This window comes from Micromonospora globbae, assembly GCF_036184225.1.
Taxonomy (GTDB): domain Bacteria; phylum Actinomycetota; class Actinomycetes; order Mycobacteriales; family Micromonosporaceae; genus Micromonospora; species Micromonospora globbae.
In genome coordinates this window covers 4,492,191-4,506,884 of record NZ_CP108084.1, presented here as the reverse complement: position 1 = coordinate 4,506,884, position 14,694 = coordinate 4,492,191, and the positions used below count along the sequence as shown (strand labels likewise).

At 73.7% G+C, this 14,694-nt stretch carries 11 protein-coding genes and 2 pseudogenes; 9 read left to right on the top strand and 4 right to left on the bottom strand.

The genetic code is table 11. The annotated features are described in order from the left end of the window. Positions 1–254: 254 nt before the first annotated feature. Both msrA and OG994_RS20130 read right to left on the bottom strand, forming a co-directional pair. Positions 255–917 carry a peptide-methionine (S)-S-oxide reductase MsrA gene (gene msrA / locus OG994_RS20135; RefSeq protein WP_120327699.1) on the bottom strand — a complete coding sequence of 221 codons (663 nt, stop codon included), beginning with the start codon at positions 915–917 and terminating at the stop codon, positions 255–257. Positions 918–1,002: 85 nt separating this feature from the next. Then, the gene (locus OG994_RS20130) at positions 1,003–1,416 is read right to left on the bottom strand and encodes an HIT family protein (protein WP_328850620.1); all 414 of its coding nucleotides are present in this window, start codon (positions 1,414–1,416) and stop codon (positions 1,003–1,005) included. 404 nt (positions 1,417–1,820) lie between these two features. Between OG994_RS20130 and OG994_RS20125 the strand changes: the two genes are divergently transcribed. From OG994_RS20125 to ilvA, 3 genes are all read left to right on the top strand, one after another. Beyond that, a complete protein-coding gene (locus tag OG994_RS20125) occupies positions 1,821–2,963 on the top strand; it encodes a cystathionine gamma-synthase (RefSeq protein ID WP_120327701.1) in 1,143 nt (380 codons plus the stop codon). A gap of 16 nt (positions 2,964–2,979) precedes the next feature. Next, positions 2,980–4,389, top strand: coding sequence for an amidase (locus tag OG994_RS20120; RefSeq protein ID WP_120327702.1), 1,410 nt, complete (start codon positions 2,980–2,982; stop codon positions 4,387–4,389). A 76-nt stretch (positions 4,390–4,465) separates the two neighbouring features. Further along, complete coding sequence (gene ilvA / locus OG994_RS20115; RefSeq protein ID WP_328850619.1) at positions 4,466–5,686, top strand: threonine ammonia-lyase; 1,221 nt, start codon at positions 4,466–4,468, stop codon at positions 5,684–5,686. A gap of 74 nt (positions 5,687–5,760) precedes the next feature. On the opposite strand, the gene greA is transcribed toward ilvA, so the two are convergent. After that, entirely contained in the window at positions 5,761–6,258 is a 498-nt protein-coding gene (gene greA / locus OG994_RS20110) for a transcription elongation factor GreA (RefSeq protein ID WP_120327704.1), read from the bottom strand. Positions 6,259–6,482: 224 nt separating this feature from the next. Next, positions 6,483–6,920 carry a DUF4307 domain-containing protein gene (locus tag OG994_RS20105; protein WP_120327705.1) on the bottom strand — a complete coding sequence of 146 codons (438 nt, stop codon included), beginning with the start codon at positions 6,918–6,920 and terminating at the stop codon, positions 6,483–6,485. Positions 6,921–7,132: 212 nt separating this feature from the next. Here OG994_RS20105 and mca point away from each other — a divergent pair, with 212 nt between their 5' ends. The 6 genes and pseudogenes from mca (at position 7,133) to OG994_RS20080 (ending at position 14,662) form a co-directional block, all read left to right on the top strand. Further along, entirely contained in the window at positions 7,133–8,017 is an 885-nt protein-coding gene (gene mca / locus OG994_RS20100) for a mycothiol conjugate amidase Mca (protein ID WP_120327773.1), read from the top strand. Between the two features lie 48 nt (positions 8,018–8,065). Next, complete coding sequence (locus tag OG994_RS20095; RefSeq protein ID WP_120327706.1) at positions 8,066–8,350, top strand: hypothetical protein; 285 nt, start codon at positions 8,066–8,068, stop codon at positions 8,348–8,350. A 221-nt stretch (positions 8,351–8,571) separates the two neighbouring features. Further along, the gene (locus OG994_RS20090) at positions 8,572–11,073 is read left to right on the top strand and encodes a putative bifunctional diguanylate cyclase/phosphodiesterase (protein WP_396844991.1); all 2,502 of its coding nucleotides are present in this window, start codon (positions 8,572–8,574) and stop codon (positions 11,071–11,073) included. A 283-nt stretch (positions 11,074–11,356) separates the two neighbouring features. Continuing rightward, positions 11,357–12,595 (top strand): annotated as a pseudogene (locus tag OG994_RS31590) (thioredoxin domain-containing protein); the annotation flags it as partial. Between the two features lie 45 nt (positions 12,596–12,640). Then, positions 12,641–13,348: pseudogene (locus tag OG994_RS31585) on the top strand (hypothetical protein); the annotation flags it as partial. Between the two features lie 138 nt (positions 13,349–13,486). Next, positions 13,487–14,662 (top strand): 5-(carboxyamino)imidazole ribonucleotide synthase, encoded by a 1,176-nt coding sequence (locus tag OG994_RS20080; protein WP_120327708.1) that lies wholly within the window; start codon positions 13,487–13,489, stop codon positions 14,660–14,662. Positions 14,663–14,694: the final 32 nt, after the last annotated feature.

The following is a 14,694-nucleotide window of genomic DNA, read 5'->3' as shown; positions in this document are numbered from 1 at the left end:
ACGATGGTGCCTGAGCCCGCCTCGCGGCGGACGGGATTACTGTCGAGGACAGCGGCTAGCGGACAGCCACCTCACGAGTCCGATTGCTATACAAGTCTGGACCACCTCCTTTCCCGTGTACCGCCACGCTATCCAGTCCCCGCCGGGCGGGGCAACGGATTTCGATCACATCGGCGGGCGGGAATACGGCGCCGCCCGCGGCGCGGGCCGCGGGCGGCGGAGGCTGTCGACGGTCGGCTGGCCGCCGGGTCGGGTCAGCTGGCGGTGCGGGCGATGCCCACCGGGCAGCTCATCCCGTTCGGGCCGTGGTTGCAGTAGCCGTTCGGGTTCTTCGTCGGGGCCAGGTACTGCTGGTGGTAGTCCTCGGCGAAGTAGTAGTCACCCAGCCGGGTGATCTCCGTGGTGATCTCACCCTTGCCGGCGCGGGCCACGATCGGCGCGAACGCGTCCCGGGAGGCGGTCGCGGCGGCGAGCTGCTCGTCGGTGGTCGCGTAGATCGCCGAGCGGTACTGGGTGCCCACGTCGTTGCCCTGGCGCATGCCCTGGGTCGGGTCGTGGTTCTCCCAGAAGACCTTCAGCAGATCCTCGTAGTCGATCTTCGACGGGTCGTAGACCACCTGGACCACCTCGGCGTGCCCGGTCATCCCCGAGCACACCTCCTCGTAGGTGGGGTTCGGCGTGTAGCCGCCCGCGTAACCCGCGGAGGTGGTGATCACGCCCGGCAGGGTCCAGAACAGCCGCTCGGCCCCCCAGAAACACCCCATGCCGAACACGGCGACCTGGCTGCCCTCCGGGAACGGGCCCTTCAGCGGGGTGCCCAGGACCTCGTGCCGGTCCGCGACCGGCATCGCGATCGGGCGGCCCGGCAGAGCCTGCTCCGGCGTGATCAGCTCGGCCTTCATACGGCGCAGGAACACGGTGGGACTCCTCTCGTATCTCCCAGGGGCTGCAACGCCGGAGGGTCCCCGATCCTTACCCGATCCCCTCGGACTCACCCGCCGGTCAGCCGAGCGCGGCGGCGATCCGGTCGGCGTACGAGCGCGCCTCGGCGTCGTCGGCGTAGCGGGTCCGGGGCCAGAAGAAGCCCCGGAGGCCGTCGCCCTTCGTCCGCGGGACGACGTGGGTGTGCAGGTGCGGGACCGACTGGGACACCTTGTTGTTCATCGCCACGAACGTCCCACCGGCCCCCAGACCGGACTCCACGGCCACGGCGAGCCGCTGCACGAGCCCGAAGTAGTCGCCCAGCGACCCGGGAGGCAGGTCGGCGAGGGTCACGAGGTGGGTCCGTGGCACCACCAGCACATGACCCTTGAACACCGGGCGCGTGTCGAGGAACGCCACGCCCTCCGGCACGTCGGCGACCCGGAACGCCGGCACCTCGCCCGCCACGATCCCGCAGAACACGCACCCGGCCACGGCCCCAGGCTATGCGGGGCGCCACCGGCGGGGTCAGGCCGGGTCGAGGTAGGCGTCCCACCCGTCGTCCGGCACCCCGACCGGGCCGGTCTCACCGCCGGCGACATGGCGTACCCGCCAGCCAGCACCACGCCGAGATCATCGTTGGCCGCGAAGCCGATCTCGACGAGCCGACGGTGCAGGGCGTCCATCAGGCGGCGCTGAGCCGGGGCAACCGTCGCTCCCAGAGCGAGACCAACCGGCGGGAGGTCATTCGCCGTACCCGTGGCCAGTCCTGACGCAGCAGTTCCGCGTCGACGTAGCGGATGATGTCGCCGCGTTGCCCGCAACCGGTACGACAGCGCGCGTCGTGACGCGGCCGGGTTGCGCCCGGTCGGCGGGGCCGGCGGACTAACGTCTCGGGAATGAGTCACGGCTTCGAGACGCTCGCCATCCACGCCGGCCAGGACCCCGAGGCCCGCACCGGCGCGGTGATCCCACCCATCTACCAGACCAGCACGTACGCGCAGGACGCCGTCGGTGCGCCGCGGCTCGGCTACGAGTACAGCCGCTCCGGCAACCCGACCCGTGACGCGCTGCAGGAGTGCCTGGCGGCGCTGGAGGGCGGCGCGGTCGGGCTCGCCTTCGCCAGCGGGCTGGCGGCCGAGGACACCCTGCTGCGGACCGTCTGCAAGCCGGGCGACCACGTGGTCATCCCGGACGACGCCTACGGGGGCACCTACCGGCTCTTCGCCCGCGTCGTGGAGCGGTGGGGCCTGGCCTACACCCCCGCCCGGGTGTCCGACCCGGACGCGATCCGCGCCGCGATCCGCCCCGGCAGCACGAGGATCGTCTGGGTGGAGACGCCCACCAACCCGCTGCTCGGCATCGCCGACATCGCCGCCCTCGCGGCCGTCGCCCACGACGCGGGCGCGCTGCTGGTGGTCGACAACACGTTCGCCTCGCCGTACCTCCAGCAGCCGATCGCCCTCGGCGCGGACGTGGTGGTGCACTCGACGACCAAGTACATCGGCGGCCACTCGGACGTGGTGGGCGGTGCGCTGATCGCCGCGGACGCCGGGCTCGGCGAGGAGCTGCGCTACCACCAGAACGCGATGGGCGCGATCAACGGGCCCTTCGACGCGTGGCTCACCCTGCGGGGGATCAAGACCCTTGGCGTACGCATGGACCGGCACTGCGACAACGCCGAGCGGCTCGCCGCGTACCTCGACGGCCACGCCCAGGTGGCGCAGGTGATCTACCCGGGTCTCCCGTCGCACCCCGGCCACGAGATCGCGGCGAAGCAGATGCGCCGCTTCGGCGGCATGATCTCCTTCCGCGCAGCGGGCGGCGAGGAGCACGCCGTCGAGATCTGCAACCGGGCCCGACTGTTCGTCCTCGCCGAGTCCCTCGGCGGGGTGGAGTCCCTGATCGAGCACCCGGGTCGCATGACACACGCAAGCGCTGCGGGCTCACCGCTTGAAGTTCCCGGCGATCTCGTGCGACTGTCTGTCGGCATCGAGACGGTCGACGACCTGCTCGCCGATCTGGAGCAGGCGCTGGGCTGACCGCTGGCTGGGGAGGGTGGCCGTGCAGGACATCATGCCGACCTGGGTCGGAGCGACCGCCAAGCAGATCGCCCGGGGCGTACGCCGGGGCGACGTCTCGGCCACCCAGGTCGTCGCGGACCACCTCGACCACATCTCCCGCGCCGACGCCGACCTCGCCGCGTTCCGCACGGTGCGCGGCGGGGAGGCGATCACCGAGGCGGAGAAGGTCGACGAGCAGGAGGACCTGGCCAACCTTCCGCTGGCCGGGGTGCCGGTGGCGGTCAAGGAGAACACCCCGGTGGCCGGGCTGCCCACCTGGAACGGGTCGGCCGCGGTGCGTACGCCGGTCGCCGAGGCCGACCACGAGGTGGTCCGCCGGCTGCGCGGCGCCGGCGCGGTGATCCTCGGGGTGACCCGCATGCCGGAGCTGGGTCTCTGGGCGCTCACCGACGACGACAGCGGCGTGACCCGCAACCCGTGGGACACCGGACGCACGCCGGGCGGCTCCTCGGGTGGCGCGGCGGCGGCCGTGGCGGCCGGCCTCGTGCCGATGGCGCACGGCAACGACGGCCTCGGCTCGATCCGCATCCCGGCCGCCTGCTGCGGGCTGATCGGACTCAAGCCGGGCCGCGGCGTGGTTCCCTGCCAGCTCGGCGCGGAGGACTGGTTCGGGCTCACCGAGCACGGGATGCTGACCACCACGGTCGCCGACGCGGCCGTGGGCTTCTCGGTGCTCGCGGGACGGCGCCCGGAGAAGCTGGTCCCGCCGCAGCGGCTGCGGGTCGGGGTGTCGCTCCGCTCGCCGGTGCGCGGCGTCTCGCCGGACGCCCCCAACCGGGACGCCGTCGCCACCGCCGGCCGGCTGCTGGCCGCCGCGGGCCACGACACGGTCCCGGCCGACCCGGTCTACCCGACCCGGCTCGGCCTCCAGGGCATCGCCACCTGGTTCGCGGCGGCGGCCGCCGACGTCCAGGCCGCCGGCATCGACCGGCGCAGCCTGCAACGGCGCAGCCGCCGGCACGTCGCGCTCGGCGAGTGGGCGCAGCGGCGGGGGTACGTCCGGGAGGCGGACCGGGTCGCCTGGCGGGAACGGTCCATCGGCTTCTTCACCGACCACTCGGTCGACCTGCTGCTCACCCCGGCGCTGGCCGGCCGCCCGCCGGAGGCGGCCAGCTGGTCGAACCGGTCCTGGCGGGCCAACATGGCGGCGAACATCCGGTACGCGCCGTACGCGGCGCCGTGGAACATCGCCGGTCTGCCGTCGATCGTCGTGCCGGTGGGCCGGCGCCCCGACGGTCTGCCGGTCGCCGTGCAGCTGGTCGGCCCGCCCGGGTCGGAGCTGCTGCTGCTCGGTGTGGCCGGCCAGTTCGAGATGGCCGCGCCCTGGCCGCGGCACGCACCGGGGTACCCGCGCGTCGGCACGGGGTCGCCCGCCATCGCGTGATCGTCGAGCGTTCGCGGGCGGATTCGACGGTGGCGTCGCCGCCGGTCCCGCCGACGCCGGGTGGCACGATCGGGGCATGACGGAACTGGTCGGTCTCGCCGACGTACAGGCCGCGCGGGAACTGCTCGCCGGCGTCACCCGCACCACGCCGCTCGAGCCCTCCCGGCCGCTGAGCGCGGTTCTCGGCGGGCCGGCGTGGCTGAAGTGCGAGAACGTGCAGCGGGCCGGGTCGTACAAGGTGCGCGGCGCGTACGTGCGGATCTCCCGGTTGTCGCGGGAGGAGCGGTCCCGGGGGGTGGTCGCGGCGAGCGCCGGGAACCACGCCCAGGGTGTGGCGCTCGCCGCCGGGCTGGTCGGCGCCCACGCCACGGTCTTCATGCCGGTGAACGCGCCGCTGCCGAAGGTCGCGGCCACCAAGGGGTACGGCGCCCAGGTCGAGCTGGTCGGCAACACCGTCGACGAGTCGCTGGTGGCCGCGCAGACGTTCGCCGAGCGGACCGGGGCGGTGCTCATCCACCCGTTCGACCACCGGGACGTGATCGCCGGGCAGGGCACCGTGGCGCTGGAGATCCTCGAACAGTGCCCGGACGTGAAGACGATCATCACCGGCGTGGGCGGGGGCGGTCTGATCTCCGGGATCGCGGTCGCGGCGAAGGCCCTGCGACCGGACATCCGCGTCATCGGCGTCCAGGCGTCCGGCGCGGCCGCGTACCCGCCCTCGCTGGTCGCCGGGGAGCCGGTCCGGCTGCCGGCGTTCTCCACCATCGCGGACGGCATCGCCGTGGGCCGCCCCGGCGACCTCACCTTCACGCACGTGCGCAAGCTGGTGGACGAGGTGGTCACCGTGTCCGAGGAGGACATCTCCCGGGCGCTGCTGATGCTGCTGGAGCGGGGCAAGCAGGTGGTCGAACCGGCCGGCGCGGTCGGCGTCGCGGCGCTGCTCGCGGGGGCCGTGCAGGTGGAGGCGCCGGTGGTCGCCGTCCTGTCCGGCGGCAACATCGACCCGCTGCTGATGCTGCGCGTGATCGAGCACGGGCTTGCCGCCGCGGGCCGCTACCTGCGGTTCACGGTGCGCTGCTCCGACCGCCCCGGCCAGCTCGCGTCGCTGCTCGGCGAGATCGCCGAGCACCGCGCGAACGTGGTGGACGTGGTGCACCAGCGCGCCCACCCGCACCTGCACCTCGGCGAGGTGGAGGTGGCGCTCTCGGTGGAGACGCGGGGTGTCGAGCACTCCGACACGCTCATCAGCGCGCTGCGGGCGAGCGGCTACCAGGTGGTCTTTGCCGGCGAGGCGTGACACCGGCCGGTGCCACGCCTCGCGGGGGGACGTACGCGTCGATGCGGGCCGGGCTCGGGCCCGGCCACCGCGCCTCAGCCGCTGAACGGCTCGAACTTGACCACGGTCACCTTGATGTCGGCGCCGCTGGGCGCCGTGTAGGTGCAGGTCTGGCCCGCCCGGCCGCCCAGGATGGCCTGGCCGAGCGCCGACTCGGGGCTGTAGACGGTCAGGTCGGTGGTGGACGCGATCTCCCGGGAGCCGAGCAGGAAGGTCTCGGTGTCGTCCTTGTCGTCGTCGAAGTAGATCGTCACCACCATGCCGGGCGCCACCGCGTCGGCCGACGGCGCCTCGCCGACCTTGGCGGTGCGCAGCAGTTCCTGGAGGTAGCGGATGCGCCCCTCGGCCTTGCCCTGCTCCTCGCGGGCGGCGTGGTAGCCGCCGTTCTCCCGCAGGTCGCCCTCCTCGCGCCGGGCGTTGATCTCGGCGGCGATCACCGGCCGGTTGGCGATGAGCTCGTCGAGCTCGGCCTGGAGCCGGTCGTAAGCGTCCTGCGACAGCCAGGTGGCGGACGCCTCGTTGCCAGTGGACACAGGCGATCTCCTCAGTTGTGCGTGGCTGGCTGACAGGTGAACTTCCAAGTTACCAGTGCCGTACGACACGGGGTGGCGACGATCACCTCAGCGCCGGGCGCGTACGGCGGCGCGTGCGGGCCGGGCGTGGCGGGGTCAGGCCGGTGCGGGCCGGGCGTGGCGGCGTCAGGCCGGTGCGGGCCCTCCGTGGCGGGGTCGGGTGGCCGGGGCGGTGGTGTGTCCCGTCAGGCCGGGGGCCGGCAGCGCAGCACCTCGCCGATGAAGGGCCGGCCGGTGGTCGCCAGCCGGTGCTGGACCGTCACGTGCCGCTCTCCGGGCGGTGCGGTCACCGTGACCTGTTCCCGGGCCACCTCGTTGCCGTCGCGGTCCCGGGCGCGGAGCAGGCAGACGGCCGACCCGCCGGTGGGCACCGTCACCCGGAAGTCGACACGTACCTGTTTGTCCGTGATGTCCGTGTAGGTGATGACCTGGGAGTCGTAGTTCGGATCGCCGTACTGCCGGTAGAGCCGCAGCGCGATCACGCTGAGCACGGCCAGCAGGACGACCAGCGCCACGACGGCCAGCACCGTGGGGCGGCGCCCGCCGGGCTGTCGGCGGCGGCCGTACCGCCCGGGAGGGAAGGTGGGTGCTTCCGGTGCAACTGTGGCGTGCGTCTCGCTCACCGGCGGGTATCTCCTGGCGTCGTTGTCGGTGGCATCGGCAAGAATGGCTTCTGTCCATCCTCCCAGCCCGGCTCCGCCTCAAGCATGGCAGGCGTCAAGCATGGCAGGTCGGCCGTCGGAGGGTCCGCCCGGCGGTCGCCGGGCGGGAGGATCCCGGCAGGTCAACGGCCCGTCCCGGGCCCACCGGCCGACCCGAACGAGGAGTGCCGAAGTTGGCAGAGCAGCTACGCCTCATGGCCGTCCACGCCCACCCGGACGACGAGTCCAGCAAGGGCGCCGCCACGATGGCGAAATACGTCGCCGAGGGAGCGGAGGTCCTCGTCGTCACGTGCACCGGGGGTGAGCGCGGCAGCGTGCTCAACCCGAAGCTCGACCGGCCCGACGTGTGGGCCAACATCGCCGAGATCCGCCGCGCCGAGATGGACGCCGCCCGCGCCATCCTCGGCGTCGAGCAGGCCTGGCTCGGCTTCGTCGACTCGGGGCTTCCCGAGGGCGACCCGCTGCCCCCGCTGCCCGAGGGGTGTTTCGCCCTGCAGGACGTCGAGGTGGCCGCGGGCCCGCTGGTGCGGCTGATGCGGGAGTTCCGGCCCCACGTCGTGACCACGTACGACGAGCGCGGCGGCTACCCCCACCCCGACCACATCATGTGCCACAAGGTGACCGTCGCGGCGTTCGACGCCGCCGGCGACCCGGAGCGCTACCCCGAGCTGGGCGAGCCGTGGCAGCCGCTCAAGCTCTACTACGACGTGGGCTTCTCGAAGGGCAAGATCATGGCGCTGCACGAGGCCATGCTCGCCGCCGGCCTCGAGTCGCCGTACCTGGACTGGCTCAAGCGCTGGGAGGAGAATCCCGACGACCAGCGCCCGGAGGTCACCACCCGGGTGGAGTGCGCGCAGTACTTCCCGGTCCGTGACGACGCGCTGCGCGCCCACGCCACCCAGGTCGACCCGGACGGCTTCTGGTTCCGGGTGCCGATGGAGATCCAGCAGCGCGCGTGGCCGACGGAGGACTTCCACCTGGCGCGGTCGCTGGTCGACAGCCCGTTGCCCGAGTCGGATCTCTTCGCCGGGGTGCGTGAGACGGTCCATGCCTGCTGACCGGGCGCGGCGTTACGCTGGTCCCCAGTCACACATCGGAGGAACGCCATGCTGACCGCTGCCCAGGTGCTCGCGGAGAACAACTTCGGGGACACCCGCACGGGTGGCCTGGCCGGCCCGATGGGTCTCTTCCTCATCCTGCTGCTGGGCACCGCCACGGTCCTGCTGATCCGCAACATGAACGCCCGGCTGCGGCGGCTGCCCGACCGGTTCCCCGGTCAGGGTCTTCCGGCCGACGCGGGCCGGGCGGACGCGGTGGTCGCCGATCCGACAGACGGGACTGGAAGCCAAGATTCATCCCCGGACGCTCCCAACGGGCGCGAGCAGCGCTGAAACGGGTAGTCCGCCCGTGAATCACGCCGAACCCGGCCTTCGACCCCTGTTGCGGTCATCGGGTTTGGCTTAGCCTTCCGCCGGGGGGACCAGAAGTCCCCGAGCCGTGCGCGGGAGGGGGCGCCGATGACCGTCACAGCAGCGGTTGCCCGTCGTACGGCGTGCCGGCCGGCACGCGGAGCGGGTCGGTGACCTCCGGTCGGGCGGGCGAGAGGGCCGACCTGCTCGGGCTGCGGAGCACTCCGCGCCGGGTGGTGGTGCTGACCGCCGCGGTCACCGTGACGGCCCTCGTGGCCGCCGTGGTCGGGTCGACCCTGCCGCAGCGGCTGCCGGGCGACGATCCGCTGCCCGCCCCGGCCCGCTACGGCATCGCCGTCGGCGTCCTCGCCGTGGCCCAGCTGGTCCGGCTGCGCTTCCGCGCACCGGCGAGCACCGTGAGCATCAGCTGGGGCGAGGCGGCGCTGATCATCTGCCTCCACCTGGTGCCCGCGGGCTGGATCCCGTCCGCCACCCTCCTCGGTGCCGGGCTCGCCTGGTCGGCGGTCTCGCTGTTCGGCGGCGAACGCCGATCCGCGCTGGAGATCGTCCGGATCGCCGCGTCGCTGGCGACGGCCTCCGCGCTGGCGGTCGTCGTCACCACCGCGCTCGGTCGGCCGCTGCTGGCCGACCTCACGCCGGGGCTGGCCGCCGCCCTGGCCGCGGGTGCGGTGACGTACCTGCTCACCACCGCCTGGCTCAGCGGGATGACGATCGCGCTGCGGCACGGCGTTCCCGTCGGGCCCTCGGTGTTCGCCGCGCTCCGGGGAAAGCTCCCGATGTTCGTCGGCAACGTGGCGGTCGGCCTCGTCGTGGTGGCGCTGCTCCGGATCGACCCGCGCTGGCTGCTGCTGCTTCCGCCGCCGCTCTGGCTGCTCCAGCAGACGTACCGGCACCGGCTCCGGACCGACCAGGAACGCCGCACGTGGCGGACCTTCGCCGAGGCGACCGCCGCGCTCAACCAGCTCGACGAGCGCGCCGTGGCGAGCGCGGCGGTCAGCGGGGCGCTCACGCTGTTCCACGCCGAACTCGTCGACGTCGACGTGGTTCGCGGCGACGGGCGCTGGCGGCGTTACCGCGGCGACGCGGCCGGTGGCCTCGTCGACCGCGAGATCGCCGAGCCGGGTGACGCCGAGCCCGACGAGCACGAGCTGGTGCGCCCGCTCGCCGTCGGCGCCACACCCGTCGGCCGGTTGCGGGTCCGCTTCCCGCGTACGGCGCCGCCGACCGGCCGCGAACGGGACGCCCTGGCCGCGTACTCCGACGCGCTGGCGGCCGCGCTGCACGACGCCGCCACCCACCGGGAGCTGCGGCTGGTCGCCGCCCGGTCGTCGTACGAGGCGGTGCACGACCCGCTCACCGGGCTCGTGAACCGGGCCGCCATGCTCAGCAAGGGTGACCAGGCGTTGCGGCAGCTCCCGCACGACCACCCCGTGGCGCTGCTGCTGCTCGACATCGACCAGTTCAAGGAGGTCAACGACACCCTCGGCCACGCGGCCGGCGACCAGTTGCTGCGGCTGACCGCGAACCGGCTCGGCGCGCTGACCCGTCCCGGGGACCTGCTGGGCCGGCTCGGAGGCGACGAGTTCGCGCTGCTGCTGACGTCGGTCCCGGTGATCGGCGACCGGGCCGCCCCCACGGCGTACGCGATGCGCCAGGCCCGCGAGATCGCCGAACGGCTGGCCGCGCCCACCGAGGTGGCGGGTGTGCGGATGTCCGTCGAGGTCTCCGTCGGCGTGGTGGTGGCCGACGCCGGCACCGCCGACCTCACCGAGCTGCTGCGCCGGGCCGACATCGCGATGTACCAGGCGAAGGAGGGCGGCGGCAACGTCGCCGCGTACGACAGCAGCCGCGACGCGGCGAGCACCGACCAGCTCGCCCTGCTGGCCGAACTGCGCGAGGCGCTCGAGGTGGACGATCAACTCGTCCTCGCGTTGCAGCCGGCGGTCGACCTCACCACCGGCGCACCCACCGGTGTGGAGGCCCTGATCCGCTGGCGGCACCCCCGGCGGGGGTGGCTCAGCCCGGTCGACTTCATCCGGCCCGTCGAGAACAGCGAGCAGCTCGGCACGTTCACGCGGTACGTGCTGGACAAGGCGCTCGCGGTCGCCGCCGGCTGGGCCCGGGAGGGCCTGGACATCCCGATCTCGGTCAACCTGTCCGCGCGTAGCCTGCTCGATCCTCGGCTGCCCGCGGAGATCGCCGAGGCGCTGCGGCGGCACCAGGTGCCCGCGCACCGGCTGGTCCTGGAGATCACGGAGACGGTGGTGATGAGCGAGCTGGAGATCATCGACGAGGTGCTGGCCACCCTCCGGTCGATGGGCGTGCAGCTCGCCGTGGACGACTTCGGCACCGGCTTCTCGTCGCTGACCTTCCTCACCCGGATCGCCGTCGACGAGCTGAAGGTCGACCGGTCCTTCGTGATCCGGATGGCCGACTCGCCGGAGGCGGCGGCCATCGTCCGGACGACCGTGGGTCTCGCGCACGAGCTGGGGCTGCGGGTCGTGGCCGAGGGGGTCGAGACCGTCGAGCAGCGGACGGCCCTCGCCGAGCTGGGCTGCACGGCCGCGCAGGGATACCACTTCTTCAAGCCCATGCCGGCCGACAAGATCGGTGCCGTCCTCGGCACCCTGCTGGACGAGGCACGCCCGAACGTCTTCCCCCTCCGCACCAACGGCGCCTCCTGACCCCCACCCCCCCTGCCCCCTGGCGCTGCCCCCCGCCTGGCCCCGCCCCCGCTGCAGCGCGTGATCATGACGTTATCGCCCCGACACGCCGGCATTCAGGGCAGTAACTTCATGATCACCGGGCCGAGCCAGGGCCGGGCCGAGCCAGGGCCGGGCCGAGCCAAGCCGGGCCGAGCCGAGCCGGGCCGAGCCAGGGCCAGGCCGGGCAGGCCGGGCCCTGGTCGGGGCCGGGTCGGATGGTCGGAGTCCGGCGGGATGGGGGGTGGCTGGTTATGGTCGTCGGGTGAACCGACTCGCTGACGCCACGAGCCCCTACCTGCTCCAGCACGCCGACAACCCGGTCGACTGGTGGCCGTGGTGCGAGGAGGCGTTCGCGGAGGCGCGCCGCCGGGACGTACCGGTCATCATCTCGGTCGGCTACGCCGCCTGCCACTGGTGTCACGTCATGGCGCACGAGTCGTTCGAGGACGACGCCGTGGCCGCCCTCATGAACGCCGGTTTCGTGTCGATCAAGGTGGACCGTGAGGAGCGCCCGGACGTCGACGCCGTCTACATGACGGCCACGCAGGCGATGACCGGCCAGGGTGGCTGGCCGATGACCGTCTTCGCCACGCCGGACGGCACGCCGTTCTTCTGCGGCACCTACTACCCGAAGCCCGCCTTCCTCCGGCTCCTCCAGTCGGTCGGCACCGCCTGGCGTGACCAGCGGGACGACGTGCTGCGCCAGGGCGCCGCCGTGGTCGAGGCGGTCGGTGGGGCCCAGGCCGTGAGCGGGCCGACCGCGCCGCTGGAGGCCGGACTGCTCGACGCCGCGGCCGAGCAGCTCGCCCGGGAGTACGACGAGAGCAACGGCGGATTCGGCGGCGCGCCGAAGTTCCCGCCGCACATGAACCTGCTCTTCCTGCTGCGGCACCACCAGCGCACCGGCTCGGACCGCAGTCTGGAGATCGTCCGGCACACCTGCGAGGCGATGGCCCGGGGCGGCATCTACGACCAGCTCGCCGGCGGATTCGCCCGCTACTCGGTCGACGGGCACTGGACCGTGCCGCACTTCGAGAAGATGCTCTACGACAACGCCCTGCTGCTGCGGACGTACACGCAGCTGTGGCGCCTCACGGGGGACCCGATGGCGGCCCGCGTCGCCGCCGAGACCGCCGCGTTCATGATCGACGACCTGGGCACCCCGGAGGGCGGCCTGGCCTCCGCCCTGGACGCCGACACCGAGGGCGTCGAGGGGCTCACGTACTCTTGGACGCCGGCGCAGCTCGTCGAGGCGCTCGGCGAGGACGACGGTCGCTTCGCCGCCGACCTGTTCGCGGTCACCGAGTCCGGCTCCTTCGAACGCGGCACGAGCGTCCTGCGGCTGGCCCGGGACGTCGACGACGTGGACCCCGACGTGGCGGCGCGGTGGGAGCGGGTCCGCGCCCGCCTGCGCGAGGCGCGCGACACCCGGCCGCAGCCTGCCCGCGACGACAAGGTGGTCGCCTCCTGGAACGGCCTCGCCGTCACCGCGCTGGTCGAGCACACCGCGCTGACCGGCGACCCGGTGACCGCCGCCGCGGCCACTCGGATCGCCGAGGTGCTCGCCGAACGCCACCTCGTCGACGGCCGGCTGCGGCGGGTCTCACGCGGCGGCGTGGTCGGCGAGCCGGCCGGTGTGCTGGAGGACTACGGCTGCGTGGCCGAGGCGTTCTGTGCCATGCACCAGCTCACCGGCGAGGGTCGGTGGCTCGACCTGGCCGGAGGTCTGCTCGACGTCGCCCTGGAGCGGTTCGCCGCACCCGGAGGCGGCTTCTACGACACCGCCGACGACGCGGAGCGGCTGGTCACCCGGCCCGCCGACCCGACCGACAACGCCACCCCGTCCGGCCGGTCAGCCGTCGTGGCGGCGCTCGTGGCGTACGCGGCGTTGACCGGCCGGACGCGCTACCGGGAGGCGGCCGAGGCGGCGTTGGCCACGGTGGCGCCGATCGTCGCCCGGCACGCCCGCTTCACGGGGTACGCGGCGGCCGTCGGCGAGGCGCTGCTCTCCGGTCCGTACGAGATCGCCGTGGTCACGGACCAGCCGGCCGGCGAGCCCCTGCTCGCGGCGGCGCACCGGCACGCGCCGCCCGGGGCCGTGATCGTGGCCGGCCCGTCCGACCGGCCCGGGGTACCCCTGCTCGCCGACCGTCCGATGATCAACGGGCGGCCCACGGCGTACGCCTGCCGGGGTTTCGTCTGCGAGCGGCCGGTGACCGAGGTCGACGACCTGGTGGGGCAGCTCGGCCGCTGAGGCCGACCGCGCGGCGACGGCGGGTGCCGTCCGGAGGCCGCGGCCCGGCGGCCGCGGGCGGCCCGCCGCTCCCGGCCGACGTGTGATGCGCCATCCGGGCGCGGCGCCGGCGAGCTGCCCCGATAGGCTTGCGCCGCTATGGACTCCCGTACCGGTCTGCCTGTTGTCGGAATGGTGGGCGGTGGCCAGCTGGCCCGGATGACCCACCAGGCCGCGATCGCCCTCGGCCAGTCGCTGCGCGTGCTCGCGCTGGCCCCCGACGACGGTGCCGCGCTGGTGGCCGCCGACGTCCAGTACGGCGACCACACCGACCTCGCCGCGCTGCGCACCTTCGCCAAGGGCTGCGACGTCGTCACGTTCGACCACGAGCACGTGCCCAACGAGCACGTCCGCACGCTCGCCGCGGAGGGCGTGACGCTCTACCCGCCCGCCGACGCGCTGCGGTACGCGCAGGACAAGCGCGCCATGCGCGAACGGCTCACCGAGCTGGGCGCGCCGGTCCCGGCCTGGCGGCCCGTCGCCTCCCCCGACGACCTGGTGGCGTTCGGGACCGAGGTCGGCTGGCCGGTGGTGCTGAAGGCGGCCCGGGGCGGCTACGACGGCCGGGGCGTCTGGATGGTGACCGACGCGGCGCACGCCGCCGAGCTGGCCACCACCCTGCTGGCCGGGGGCACCGAACTGATCGTCGAGGAGCGGGTGCCGCTGCGCCGGGAACTGGCCGTGCAGGTGGCCCGCTCGCCGTTCGGGCAGGTCGCCGCGTATCCCGTGGTCGAGACCGTGCAGGTCGACGGCATCTGCGTCGAGGTGCTGGCCCCGGCGCCCGCGCTGCCCGAGGAGGTGGCGGTCGCCGCCCAGCAGCTCGCCATCGACCTGGCCACCTCGCTCGGCGTGGTCGGCCTGCTGGCCGTGGAGCTGTTCGAGGTGACCGACGCCTCGGGCCGGCCGGGGATCGTCGTCAACGAGCTGGCGATGCGCCCGCACAACTCCGGGCACTGGACCATCGAGGGCGCCCGCACGTCGCAGTTCGAGCAGCACCTCCGGGCGGTGCTCGACTACCCGATGGGTGACACCTCGCTCGCCGCGCCCGTCGTGGTGATGGCGAACGTGCTCGGCGGGGAACCGGGCGGGATGTCGATCGACGAGCGGCTGCACCACCTCTTCGCCGCCGAACCGGGCGCGAAGGTGCACCTCTACGGCAAGCAGGTCCGCCCGGGCCGGAAGATCGGGCACGTCACGGTGCTCGGTGACGACCTGGACGACGTACGGGCGCGGGCCGCGCGGGCCGCCCGCTGGCTGCGTACGGGGCACGAGTGAGCGGGGCCGCGAACCCCGTAGGCGCGGACGGA